This is a genomic window from Arthrobacter sp. HLT1-20 (assembly GCF_054510895.1).
Genome location: NZ_JBTNDR010000003.1, coordinates 18532 through 31580, shown reverse-complemented (window position 1 = coordinate 31580; position 13049 = coordinate 18532). Strand labels below are relative to the sequence as shown.

The following is a 13049-nucleotide window of genomic DNA, read 5'->3' as shown; positions in this document are numbered from 1 at the left end:
GAATGAGGCAGCTATGAGTTGGCGGCGAGCTCGACGGCGAGAAACTCGCGTACGTCGTCGAGCTGGGGTGCGTTGATGCCGTGCACCAGTCCCGGATACACCCGCTCAATCAGCGTGGTGTGCTGCGGAAGGTACTCACTGCTGCGCCTGATCGCCGCTGGGGTGATGACCGTGTCCTGCGAACCGCGGCCCCAAAACAGTCCCGGGCGGCTGACACGCAGAGTGGCATCGCCCGCCTGCGGTGCACCCAGGACAAATCCGCCCAGTACCACGGGGCCACCACACGTTCAGGCCTTGTGCGCAGCAGCTGGCTGGCCATGAGCCCGCCCTGCGAGAAGCCAATGGGTACAATCCGGGTGCCCGGGTCCAGATTGGCCTCCACCCACGCCCAAATGGCCTCACCTGCTTCCTCCACTGGCCCCGCGTCGGGGTTTCCGGGCGTGGTGATTGAAAACCACGCCGCCCCGCCAGTGCCAAGCTCTAGCGGTGCCCGCAGGGATGCCCACGGCAGGTTCATCCCAAGTGCTGGTGCCAGCTGGCCCAGGTCGTGCTCATTGGAGCCGAACCCATGCAGGAAGAGCGCCACAGCAGGGTGAGCTACGTGGGTAGTCCAGCCGGGCGAGCGTACGTCGCGCAGTGAGGTGTTCATGTTCGGGATCACTCCTGGGGATAGGGGGAAACCAGCGGCCGTGGCCCGATTCGGGCGTGCAGCGCTGGAGGCTCTGGAATCAACGGCGATTGCTGCGAGCCGACAATCCGGTCCAACTGGCAGGGTCACACCTCGCTGGCGAGCATTTGACCCTCTGGATCCAGCCGCTTGAGTACTGCACACGAAATTGCTGACAACTGCTGGACCTGCTCGGCCGTCAGCGCATCAATGACCAACTCCCTGACCGCCGCTACGTGACCCGGGGCGGCGGCCACAACCTTGGCCCAGCCGGCCTCGGTGAGCAGCACGTTCGTCGCCCGTCGATCCTCGGCGCAAAGCGCTCGCTCGACCAACCCCGAGTCCTCCAGGCGGGAGACAACCCGCGACAGTCGCGGGAGCGTGGCATTGGTGCGCGCCGCCAGTGCGCTCGTGCGGAGCGTGCGCCCTGGCGCCTCGGAAAGCATGGCCAGAGTGAAGTAGTCGAAGTGCGTCAGGTTTTCATCCGTGAGGAGCTGGAGGTTCAGTGCCGCAGGGAGGAGCTCCAGGACGGCAGTGAAGCGAACCCAGGCGTCACGCTCCTGCTCAGATAGCCATCTGGTTTCATTCATGACGAAATACTACCAAAGCTTGTAGCTACAACAAATCAGATATATATTAGTTGTACCAACAACCATTGACCTTCGGGTCTGAACCAGGAGCATGAAAATGACCAATGTAACCATCTTCGGCACGGGCAACATGGGCACAGCCATTGCGGGCGTCTTCACCGACGGCGGCGCCTCAGTCCAGCACATCGACTCCAAGGACTCCGCCACCATCACAGGTGACCTAGTGGTTCTTGCCGTCCCCTACCCGGCTTTGGATTGCATTGCCGCAGAGTATGGCAAACAACTGGTCGGCAAGATCGTCGTGGACATCACCAATCCCCTCGACTTCTCAACCTTCAACTCCCTCGTCGTTCCGGCAGGCAGCTCAGCTGCTGCGGAGCTGGCTGCGGCGCTGCCCTCATCAAAGATACTCAAGGCGTTCAACACAAACTTCGCCGCCACCCTGGGCTCCAAGAAGCTCGGCAACGTGGAAACTGCTGTTCTCATCGCTGGCGACGATGCCGCCGCCAAGGAAACCCTGGCTGCACTCGTGACCTCAGGTGGTGTCAGCGCGATCGACGCCGGTGACCTCACCCGCGCCCACGAACTTGAGGCCATCGGGTTCCTGCAGCTCACCCTCGCGGCGGCCGAGAAGATCAGCTGGGCAGGCGGCTTCGGCGTCATCAACTGACTTTCGCATTGCGGTGGGGGCGTTCCTCGCAGGTACCGGCCAAACACTAAGGTTCTTAGTTGGGGACGCCAACCCACGGCACCTGAGTTGGATCATCCCGGGTTGGCTGGGAACAATATGGGACACGGCCAAGCGCCTTGTCCACGGAAAGCCGTATTTGCATCCTTTGACGAGGTCACTACTTGTAGGGCGCAGCATGGGTCTGGGCAACCTCGAGACCAAACAGCTCTAGCAATGGGGATCGCGACTCATGTGAAAAATGCCCGCGAAATACCTGGCCACGGCCTCTTTCCCAGCAAACTTCATGTCCCGCAAGAAGGTTCACAGGCCAAAGTAGTGACGACTGTCAACGCTTGCACATAAAAACCCTGTGACCGGGAGGTCGGGCCCGTCCAAGGTTGTGCGCTCCGCGACGGCAGGGACCGGCCCGGCCGCGCCTGTCCTAGTGGTCCGCCCCGTGCCGAGCGAGGTCTATCATTCAAGAAGACCCCACTTTTTCAACACAGCATTGGAGCGCCCCATGACAGACGTGACCGCCACACATGATGTCTTCTACGGCAATCCCGCTTCAGACGATGACATTGACCTCGTGGAGGAAACCCCGCGGTCCGCCGTGGCCCGCTTCAAGGACAGGCCCGACGTGGTCCGTCACGGCGGCAGGTACGTCCTGATCAACCGCGACCGCACGCCCAACGAAGCCATGGTGGATGATCTGCTGTTCATCCGCGCCGCCTTGGAGGCCGCGCAGCTGGACTACCTGCTGGTGCGCGGCAACGACGAGCGCCCCGTGATATCCGTTGATTGGAAGTACCGGGCCGAGCTGCGCAAGGCACTCGTGAGCGCCTGCGCCAACGAGCCGTTCTATGCAATGACAGTGGACGCGCGCAAGAAATCGGCGCTGCTGGTGGCTGATGGAACGCTGGCCAAGAACCGCAAATCCCGGATCCTGCGGCTCTACCGGCCGCGCTGGGAGCCCGACGGCGGCCTGGGTTACGGCGCGTCACTGGGTGTGCAGATAGAACTGTGGAGCTTTGAAGGTGAGCAGTTGATTCTGCCGGTGGAAAATTCACTGACCCGGCGCACCCTGCTGGCCCAGGATGCGGTGCGCGGCACCGTGGAACGGTACGGGCACGTTTGGCCCACCATTGAGAACATGTTCGCCGACCATGCCTCCGACATCGGCTTCGACATTGACCTGGTCTTCTCCTGGGTTGACGGCAGCTCACCCGAGTACATTGCCGCCCGGCGTGCCCGGATGCAGGGTGTGGTGGTGGGCGAGGGCGACGACCATGAGGCCCGGTTCCGGCAGATCGACGAGCTGAAGTATGCCCTGCGTTCCGTCTACACTTTTGCGCCGTGGATTCGTCGCATCTTCATCGCCACCGACTCCCCCACCCCGTCCTGGCTGGCAGACCACCCCTCGGTGACAGTGGTGCGCAGTGAGGAATTCTTCGCCGACCCGACGGTGCTGCCTACACACAATTCACAGGCTGTGGAGTGCCAACTGCACCACGTCGAGGGCCTGTCGGAGCACTTCCTGTACTCCAATGACGACATGTTCTTCGGCCGTCCCGTCAGCCCGGACATGTTCTTCACGCCCGGCGGCATCACCAAGTTCATCGAGGCCGAGACGAGGATTGGCCTGGGCGAGAATGACGCCGAACGCAGCGGCTTCGAAAACGCCGCCCGGGTGAACAGGAAGCTGTTGTGGGAGCGGTTCGGGAGGATCACCACCCGTCACCTCGAACACGCTGCCGCGCCCCTGCGCCGGAGCGTCATGGCCCAGATGGAACGAGAATTCCCTGCGGAATTCAGCGCGACGGCGGCCAGCACCTTCCGTGCGGCGGAGAACATTTCCGTCACCAATTCCCTGTACCACTACTACGGCCTACTCACGGGCCGTGCGGCCGTTCAAACCGGAGCCAAGGTGCGGTACATCGACACCACCGCACGGTCCGGCCTGAACTACCTGCCCAAACTGCTCGCCAAACGCAACATGGACTTCTTCTGCCTCAACGACGGCAGCTTCCCGGAGGTCCCTGCCGCCGAACGCGCCGAATTGGTCACCGATTTCCTGCAGAAGTATTTCCCGATCACGGCACCCTGGGAAAAGTAGCCCGCCCCGGCCGGGCGGCACAGTTCTTGAGGGTTAGTGCGGAGTCAGCCCGCGCCGTCGTGCCTGGATCGGGATACCCGTGGTGCGCGGCGCGTGGTCGGGGATGCGCACTCCTGCGGCACTGAGGCGGACACGTGTTTCCTCGGCGCTGACTTGCTCACCGACGGTCGGGCCGGCGCCCAGGGGCACGGTTGAGTGGACAATAGTGTGCTCATACACGTGGACGAGGTTGAAGGACTGCCCGCCGTCACGGCCGCGGGTGCCGCCTGCCGGCACGTTCAGATCCTGGGTGTAACACGTGGCTGAGGCGACGGACACCGGGATCCCGGCAAACATGGCGGTGGTCGAGTAGTGCAGGTGCCCGGCCAAAATGGTGCGTACATCGGAGCCACGCAACACAGCCGCCAGCTCGGACTGCCCGCGCAGCTCCACCAACACCGCCAAATCCAACACGCTGGGGACGGGCGGGTGGTGGAGTGCAAGGATGGTGCCATCCGGAGCGGGAGTGGCAAGTTCCCCGGCCAACCACTCCAGCTGGTCCGCACCGAGCTCACCGTGGTGAAACCCCGGCACCGAGGTGTCCAAGGTGATGACCCGGAGGCCGTTCAGGAAAAAGCTGCGATCTATGGGAGCGCTGTCCGCGGGCTCCCCCAGCAAGCCGGTGCGGAAGTTGCCGCGATGGTCATGATTCCCCATGGCCCAAATCACCTCGGCCCCCATGCCTTTACAGGCGGGCTCCACGATCCGGCGCAGCTTGGCATACGCCTCTGGCTCGCCTTTGTCGGTGAGGTCGCCAGTAAAAATGACCGCCTCCGGCCGGGCGCCTGACGCCGTGATTTCGGCGAAGATTTGGCGCAGCCGCTCCTCGCTGTCCACGGCCCCGTACAGGGGATCCGGGCCGCCCAGCAGGTGGGTGTCGCTCAGGTGAAGCAGGAAGTGGCGCGGCCTGGGATGTTCGGCCTCGATGAAGTCCATGACTGCCTTAATAGTCGGGTGGATGCGGCAACTGCCACATTCCTCTCACATACCTCTATCCAACCACCGCCCACGTGAACTGCAAGCCAACACTGTCAACAATTTGCAACAACTTCTCTGGTTCCACCGTTTCATTTGACTGGCGCGCAACTCCCAAGCCACCAACACCACCCGATGGAAGCAATGGATGCGAGGAATTTCCTTGGCACACGCAGCCCTAACCCTTTGTGCTGAAAAATTCTTGCCCGTGGACAATAGACCTCAACGGGAATAGATTAGACATGGCAACCGATTGCCATGTGTAGATCATCGTTGTCATTCATCGTCATTGGTGAACTACTGACCGACCCAACTGCTCCTACGAAGGAAGCAATGCGCCAAACTCTCAACGTCACTAAGGATCAGCGGTCGTGGCCGCTCGTTGCCGTCTTGGCAGCAACCGGCGCGGCCGCGTCATTCATGTACACCTTGGTGGTGCCCATACAGGCTCAGCTGCCGGAGCTGCTGAACTCGCCTCGGGAAGCAACGGCCTGGGTGGTGACCATCACGCTTCTGACCTCGGCAGTGGCAACCCCTATTTCGGGGCGTCTGGGCGACCTCTTTGGCAAGCGTAAGGTCATCTTGCTGCTGTTGATCGCCTTGATCATCGGCAACGTTCTGGCGGCCGCCTCCACCAGTTTGACGATGCTGCTGGTAGGCAGGGGGCTGCAGGGACTGATGACCGGCGTCATTCCCCTGGGCATTGCTGTCCTGCGCGACCATTTGCCGCCGAAGGGCATTGGCGGGGCGGTGGCCCTGATTAGCGGTTCGTTCGGGTTTGGTGCCGCACTGGGTCTGCCCATCAGCTCCTTCATCGCCGAAACCATGGACTGGCATGCCCTATTCTGGACCGCCGCGGTACTCGGGCTGGCCCTTCTGACCCTCGTGGCCTGGATAGTCCCGAGGGACACGGTGTTCGCCACGGGCGGCTTTGACTACATCGGAGCCATGGGCTTGTCCGCCGGCTTGACCGGAATCCTCGTGGCGATCGCCCAGGGCAACGCATGGGGCTGGACATCGCCAGCCACCCTGGCTTGCGGCGGTGGCGGTGTTTTGTTGCTCCTGGCCTGGGGAGCTTTTGAATTGCGCCTGGAGAATCCGGTAGTTGACCTGCGGGTGGCGGCACGCCCCACCATTCTTATGACCAACTTGGCATCGGTAGCCCTTGGATTCGCCTTCTTTTCATCAGCCGTGCTGTTTCCGCAAATTTTGGAGCTGCCCACAAGCACCGGGATCGGCTTGGGCATGTCACTGATGTCGATCGGCTTCATTCTTGCCCCTGCGGGTCTGGTCCAGATCGCCATGGCACCTGTGGCCGCGCGGCTGAACCGCAATATTGGCGGCCGGGCCACCTTGGTGACCAGCGCCGTCGTCATCTCCTTCGCCTATGTGTTGGCTCTGCTGGCTGCCACGGAAATCTGGCAGATCCTTCTCGCCAATGCCCTTGTTGGTGCGGGCATCGGCATTGGCTACGCCTCCATGCCCATGCTGATTATGGGGGCCGTCCATTCAACGGAGACCGGGGCGGCGAATGGTTTGAATTCTCTGATGCGGGCTTTGGGAACAGGTAGCGCCGCAGCCGTCATGGGCGCCATTCTCGCAGGGTCCAGCGCGGGCCATTCAGCGCCCACCGCGGCCGGATTCCAGCTAGGGTTTGCCATAGCGCTCGGCGCAACAGTCACGGCCGGAGTGCTTGCGCTATGCATTCCCAAACCACTTCCCCTCCACGCACCGGCCATTGATCTTACCGGGAAGGCAACGGCGCTGGAAGAAAACGCTTCCCACCACTAGCACCTAAATAGGGTGAGTTGGGCAGCTTGGGTGGGGGTGACCCGTTTCTTGGCTGCCGTAGCTCGTTGAGGGCGTGCTCTGGAATGCCTGGCGTCTATTGGGTGGTCTTTGATGGGGTTATGCGCCAGTCTGGGAGTTGGCGTGGCGCATACCCTGGGGCCCCTTTGTGTCTGCGCACGCATAGTGGCTGGCGTGGCGCCAGTGTCACAGCAGCCCCGCGTTGCCGTGGACGGCTGCGCATAGCGAAAGTCGGTGATGCCTGATTTGAGTGCGCCAGCCACCCTCGTTCTCAGCGCGGCGCATAATGCTGGGCAGACCCGGTTCCGGTGTCGCACCACCGTGAGCAACCACAGGACTCTTGCCTCGCAAGCAACAGTGACGATCACCACTGGCGCGGCAACGCCGCCCAGCAACTGACCGTTGCTGTTCTGCCCACCCGCAAGACTGCATTCGATCAACACCCCAACATCAATAGCCGGCCTCTACTGGGTGCCTGAGGACGGCGCGGAGACGACGTTGAATCTGCGGTGCGACTACTCGCCAGTTGGGATCATCCCGGACTGCCCGGCGTTGCTTCACTGTCAACAATACCCAGGGCCGTCTCAGCCCCTGCGCGAAACCGTCGTGAACTGGGAGGTTTTGGACCGTGGCAGGACGCATCCCCGTCGAGGAGCCCAAACCCAGCGGGTCATTGCCAGTGCAGACGTAGGGACTGCCATCCCACCCGTCACCCAGCACCGAGGGTAGCGAGTGGGCGCTCAGTCATCCACGACCCGACGACTTGTCCCAGGCCAGCAGATCCGTCACTGACCCGAGCAACGTGGAGCCAATCGCCACCCTCTTTGCCGACGTCAAGAAGGAAATCGACGGGGTCAACAGGCAATAGGTCCTCGTTGGCTGGCCACTTCGGCTATCTCAGCCGCGCGGCCTCCTCCGCCACCAAATGGAGCATGGTGGTTGTGGCCAGGACGGACGCCCTAAAACTACGCCCGTGCAGCACCACCTCAACCATCATCAGCCCGGGCGGTTGCTGGCCCCGGATCATGAGCTTCTTCGAAGGCCGAGACCCGTATGAGCGCACCTGCTCCGGGCAAATATTTCCGGCCAACGGCAACTCAAAGGCTGCCGTGCAGTGAAAGTTCCGATCAGTCGCTTGCCAGCGTTCAAAATGGTGAGGTCTCTGCTTCAGGGGACACTATAACCGCCCCCGCCACAAGGCTGGGCGTTGCCCTTGGCTCTCATCGCACCCTCGATTGGCACAAAGTCGAAGCTGGTATGCCCGCTGACCATCAACATGTCCAACCAGCCCGCCCGCGGACCCTCACGGGCTCATGGATGACGACCCGTCACAACAAGTTTCTGGAGGGCCAGTTCACCAGCGGATCAGCACCTGCCAGCAATCAAACCTCCCTGATGGCGTCCCTGTCTGGACTTGGCTTCTGTCCGCGGCGTCAGAAGCCTGCCCAAGGAATGCCGATCCGTCATCGTTGCCTGTTCTTCTGGCTTCCTGGCTTGATGCCCGCCGGGCCCGGCAGCGGTGGTGCCGTGGAGACGTAGCGATGGTTGGTGGGAGTGCTAATTTCCGTGCCAGGTGGGCCATTTGACAGCCCGTTTCCGGGCTCAAAGGACCAGCCCGGCGCTTCCTTGGCCTGGTTGCAATCGGAGCAGAGCCCCTGGCCATTCTCGATGGCAGTGGCGCCACCGGCCGCATAAGCCTTGATGTGGTCATACTCCCTGATCGGTGCGTCGCAATATGACGTCCGGCACCGCTGGTCCCGCAAACGCAGGAATTCCTTCATGCCCTCAGGAAAGAACCGTGACCGCGAATCCATGGCCAGCAGCATATTACTGCCCGGGTGGGTGAAGAGCCGTTTAAGCCACACCCTAGGCAAAGAGTCGCTGCCTGTTCGCTCGCCATCGCCATCGCCAAGAATCATCATGCGTGCGATGGGCGCCGGGATCGGATCGTAGCCAACCAAAACCGCCGGATCACTCGCACCACCAAACAAGGACCGATCTGTCATGATCAACTCCAAGGCAATATCTGGTTCACCCACGACGGAGCATAGCGGACCGGCCTCGGGCTCAGTGGCCTCACGGGGCACCCTCGGCCCGGCGCCGTCGGGGGTGGGCGCACTGGCATCCACCCAGGGCATTCCCCGATGATCGCCCAGACCCCCCGCGCCGTTGTCACAGGGCGCATGCTGGATGAGTCTGTGCATCAGAGCATCAGCCATGATCTGGCCCTTGCCGCGTTCGTCTCCAGAAACTTTGGCACTGCCTGCAACCCTGGTTAGCGTAGCCAAAATGCGCACACCCTGTTTAAGCGGGATCAGCGCCGTCAAGAAGGTCATTCCGTCCGCAGCCGGCCGCAAGGAGACATAGCGGTCACCAACAGCCTTTTCGTGGCGCTTGACGAACACCTCCGGATCAAGTTCGTAGGCGGCTTTCCTGCTCGCCGCACTCACTTCGCGAGTGCCCAACAAGGCAGCGGCCGATGGGTCTCCGCAGATCAGCTCATCCACCCTAAGCCGGTCTTCCAAGGAGAGGAACGCTGTCTCCCTGGCAACGAGACTGACCCTGTATTCGCTTATCTGGCCCGCGCTGAATGTCTTCATGCTGCAGGGCATTTCCCGCACCAACACTTCGGCAAGTTCGCACAGCTGGCGTCCGCGATGAGGGGACTCGTGCCGGGCCAGGCCCACCTGTTGGGCAATTCCCGCGCCCAGCTTCTGTTGGGGAATTCCCGCCCGCGCCTGCTCGAGCCGCTGCTTAGCCACGAAGAGCGTCTGGGTCTGGGCTTGGACAGCTGAGATTGCGTTCTTGGCTTCTTCCAAAGCAGCGATCACATCAATCAAGGCGGCACCAGAGACACGGTCAACAACGTCCGGGTCAAAGCCATGGGCCGTTGCAACGCCACCCACGGCCGTCATGACGTCAGTAGCCATGGCTGCCTGCGACCTAGCCTTGGTGGCAACAGCTTTGGCCGCGGAAGCGCGCTGAGCCAGGTAGGCCAAAGCCTCTGCCTGGCGCCCCTCACTGATGGCCAGTTCCACCGCCCCGTCAGCTTCATCAGCCCGGATCCGCGCCTGCTGCGCCAACTCATGGGCCAGCGCGGCATCCAACTGAGCCAAAACCACCGGGTCAAAAAACGTGCCGCAACGTCCCAACACGGCAGCACTCAAATCCAGCAGGCCAGTGCACGATGACAAGGCCGCCGCACTGGGCAGGGACTCGCTTGCGCCCGCAAGAGCGCTGGGTTTCTGAGCAAGCCCGACGGACGCATCAGCAATCCTGGCGGGGCCCGCTTGCGCCATGACCGAAACTGGGTCGGGATTGCTGCCAAACCAATCCGGAGCCGCCATGCCGCTCACCTACCTGACAATCCGACTTCATCCTGTGGGACCAAAGTGAAACCTGCGGGACGAAGAACCAACGTACCTAATGGAAGATTTATTTGTATCTGCGATGACCTTCTAATACTGTTATTCTATTTCCTGCCACTGACATTCAAAAGCCCAGAAGGTCTCTTGAAGCAAATCTGTGGACAGCGGAGAGCCCAGCTCTACCTGTGGATGAATGAATCCGCAAAACATGGTGGCACCGATGGGATCGGACTCTTGATTCGGGGCCGTCGGGCGACCCCGAACACTTCCAACGCGTTCTTCTTCATGATCAACCCATGGACGTGGGACTTGATGTCCAGTTTTTCAAAGGCGGTAAACCAGCGATCCCGCGCGCTCGTGGATGATCGGAGTCGAACAGTCTGTCCGCGACCTGCAGAGAGTGCGGCGTCGGAGCTCTGAACTCACTGCGGACCGGATCTGCCGGGCGCTCAGACAAGGGCTACGAAACGGTCGTGCCCGACCCGTCGCACGGCTCAGGGCGGCACAGACCTTCCTGGCCCATAGACTATGTAGTTTCCTTGTGCGCCTGTTTGATCTTCTCCGTCGCTACATCGTCACTGACAGCCCGCTTCGATGCGGGGGCTCGGCAGCGTAGTAAAGGGTTAGCTCTCCAACAGGTCGGCCGTCGCCCGCAGCCACCTCGCCACGACCTCGGCCCGGACGCCGGCGCGAAGCAGACGTTCGACGTCGGATGGCGAGCCCTCCGCCTCGGGTAGCCCAGGGGCCGCCGCGGCCGAGGCCGGCAGTCCGAGGAACGGCGATTTCAAGTACTTATCATCGCCGTAGAAGCCGGGCGTCTGCGGTGCAGATACTCCCATCTTGCTAAGGACCAGCGCGATGAACTGCTCGTTCGTCATCCGGCCCACTGCATCAGCGATCAGCGGCACTGCAACTGCCGAGAAGATGCCTCGCTGATTCGACTCGTAAGCCACCTGATCCGGTGAGCAGGCGCTGAAACTGATTGCCGCGTTGGGGATTGCCACTGTGGCCGGCACCGGATTGCCGCGCGCATCCGCGAACGCCTGCTGTTCGATGGGGCCGAGAGCCATGTAGCGGACGTCGAGATTAGGAATCGGCGCCGTAGCCACAACGGCGGCGGCGCCCCGTCCCGAAGCGGTCAGCTCTCCACGGATGTTGTCCCCCGAGTGGCAGGAGTCGAAGAAGAAGGTGAGGCTGACGTCCTTTGGAAGCGTGTTCCAGATCGCGCCGAGGTCATCGTCAACGACGTACTCGCCGCTCGTGGTGCCGAAACCGGACCCCGAAGGCACCAGAGCCTGATCCATGACAGCTGCGGGACCTCTTCGGAACGCCTCGTCGCCGTCCAGGTCCTCCACCTCTGTGCCGTGACCTGAGTACTGAACAACCAGCACGTCTTTGGGGCGGCTGTTTGCCACCAGCAGCGTGATCTCTCGGAGGATACCCTCCCGGGTGGCGGCCTCGTTGTGCAGCGGTGTCACCTGGAAGTCGAGCGCCTCCAGCGCCACCTGCCAGGCCTCCGCGTCGGCAACGCAGCCGTGCAGGGGTTGTGTCGCGTACTCGTCGATCCCAATGCACAGCGCACGCCGGGGCGCCCACTTACTCGGATCGTCAGGCAAAGCGATCGGGGCGGGTTTAAACGCCGAGACGCCGCCCTCGCCGCGCGTCCTCGAGGCAGGGAATGCGGGCACACTGTCCGTGCCGACAATGCGACAGGCCACGCTCTGCATCGTGTACGGGTCCGTGTCGAAGTCACCGTGCGAACTCGCCTCGGTCATCCAGCGCGGAACCGCACCGGCCTTGCCGTTGGATAACACGAGGTCGGCCCGCCCGCCGTCGATCCGGAAGGTTGCCTTCAAGGTTTCGTTCGCCTTGATGCAGCGCTCCAAGCCGAGGATTTCTGCGGAGTACTCCTTCTCGAACGCGCCCCGGATCAAGTACAGCAGCGACTTGTTGTACAACTTAAAGCAGTCGTCCTTCTGCTCGGTGTGGTCGTCCATGGTGAACATCGCGACATGCTTGATCTTCTCCTCAGAGATCAGCGGATGCAGCGTCTTCAGGTATGTATCGACGCGAATGGCTGGCGCGAGCAGGCTCAACGACTCGATGTCGATATGTGCACCGACGAGCAGCGGCAGGAACGCTGAATGGAAGATGGAGCCGGCGCTGTGACCCACCGCGTGTAGGCTGATCGCGTCACCCCGAGCGAGCACCTGCGGTGCAAGGTACTGGGCGAAGAGATTCGCGGCACCACCGTCGGCGCTGGAAGCGGCTACTGCATCGAGCTTCATCTCTCCCCAGACTTCGGGCCCCAAGTGGTTGTGCAGCAGCAGTTCAATCCGACCGTCAACGTAGTCGAGCGGACCGCCACGGCCACCACTCCACCACCCTTTGATCGCCCGCTGCATTGCACCACCTAGAGCGGACCAGAAGTCCGAATCCCAGACGAAGTAGACCGGGTAGACGCCCAGTGAACGCCACCAGTCGATGGTGTCCAGCGCGTATTCGAGCGCATTCTCCGGCGACACTAGCCCGCCGTGCGAGTACATCATCACAGGTACCGAGGAGTTCGGATGCGAGCTGCGTCTTTCGTCGACAAACGTGCCGATCGCTTGGGCGAGCTCGGCTATGTCTGCTTGGCTGGTGGTGAATGCGGCATCGGCGGGCCCGTCGTACAACCTGCCGTTGCGCATCGCAACTACATGCGCTTTCAACTTCGCGCGTTCCTCATCCGTGTAGCGGCGGCCGCGTGCGACCCCTGGTTCGATGTCGGTCATGGCTGTTCCTCTCGAAATGGTGGACCATTCAGTACGGGCAG

Annotated in this window: 9 protein-coding genes and 1 pseudogene; 4 read left to right on the top strand and 6 right to left on the bottom strand. The window is 62.1% G+C overall.

The window, feature by feature from the left end; genetic code table 11:
• Positions 1-11: 11 nt before the first annotated feature.
• The 3 genes and pseudogenes from ACX80Q_RS02640 to ACX80Q_RS02630 form a co-directional block, all read right to left on the bottom strand.
• Positions 12-272, bottom strand: coding sequence for an alpha/beta hydrolase (locus ACX80Q_RS02640; RefSeq protein ID WP_459329112.1), 261 nt, complete (start codon positions 270-272; stop codon positions 12-14).
• A gap of 23 nt (positions 273-295) precedes the next feature.
• A pseudogene (locus tag ACX80Q_RS02635) lies at positions 296-649 on the bottom strand (alpha/beta hydrolase); the annotation flags it as partial.
• Positions 650-774: 125 nt separating this feature from the next.
• On the bottom strand, positions 775-1257 hold the full coding sequence (locus ACX80Q_RS02630) for a MarR family winged helix-turn-helix transcriptional regulator (protein ID WP_459328964.1): 483 nt from the start codon (positions 1255-1257) through the stop codon (positions 775-777).
• A 97-nt stretch (positions 1258-1354) separates the two neighbouring features.
• Between ACX80Q_RS02630 and ACX80Q_RS02625 the strand changes: the two genes are divergently transcribed.
• Together ACX80Q_RS02625 and ACX80Q_RS02620 are read left to right on the top strand one after the other, a co-directional pair.
• Entirely contained in the window at positions 1355-1927 is a 573-nt protein-coding gene (locus ACX80Q_RS02625) for an NADPH-dependent F420 reductase (protein ID WP_459328963.1), read from the top strand.
• A 520-nt stretch (positions 1928-2447) separates the two neighbouring features.
• Positions 2448-4043, top strand: a complete 1596-nt coding sequence (locus tag ACX80Q_RS02620) for a stealth family protein (protein WP_459328962.1) — start codon at positions 2448-2450, stop codon at positions 4041-4043.
• A gap of 33 nt (positions 4044-4076) precedes the next feature.
• Here the strand turns inward: ACX80Q_RS02620 and ACX80Q_RS02615 are convergent, their stop codons facing one another.
• Positions 4077-5018: a phosphodiesterase gene (locus ACX80Q_RS02615; protein WP_459328961.1), complete on the bottom strand. Its 942-nt coding sequence runs from the start codon at positions 5016-5018 to the stop codon at positions 4077-4079.
• Positions 5019-5390: 372 nt separating this feature from the next.
• Here ACX80Q_RS02615 and ACX80Q_RS02610 point away from each other — a divergent pair, with 372 nt between their 5' ends.
• Positions 5391-6848 (top strand): MFS transporter, encoded by a 1458-nt coding sequence (locus ACX80Q_RS02610; RefSeq protein WP_459328960.1) that lies wholly within the window; start codon positions 5391-5393, stop codon positions 6846-6848.
• 893 nt (positions 6849-7741) lie between these two features.
• Entirely contained in the window at positions 7742-7984 is a 243-nt protein-coding gene (locus ACX80Q_RS02605) for a hypothetical protein (RefSeq protein ID WP_459328959.1), read from the top strand.
• A 345-nt stretch (positions 7985-8329) separates the two neighbouring features.
• Here ACX80Q_RS02605 and ACX80Q_RS02600 read toward each other — a convergent pair whose 3' ends face one another.
• Together ACX80Q_RS02600 and ACX80Q_RS02595 are read right to left on the bottom strand one after the other, a co-directional pair.
• On the bottom strand, positions 8330-10213 hold the full coding sequence (locus tag ACX80Q_RS02600; protein ID WP_459328958.1) for an HNH endonuclease: 1884 nt from the start codon (positions 10211-10213) through the stop codon (positions 8330-8332).
• A gap of 644 nt (positions 10214-10857) precedes the next feature.
• Positions 10858-13008, bottom strand: a complete 2151-nt coding sequence (locus ACX80Q_RS02595) for a caspase family protein (protein ID WP_459328957.1) — start codon at positions 13006-13008, stop codon at positions 10858-10860.
• Positions 13009-13049 lie beyond the last annotated feature (41 nt).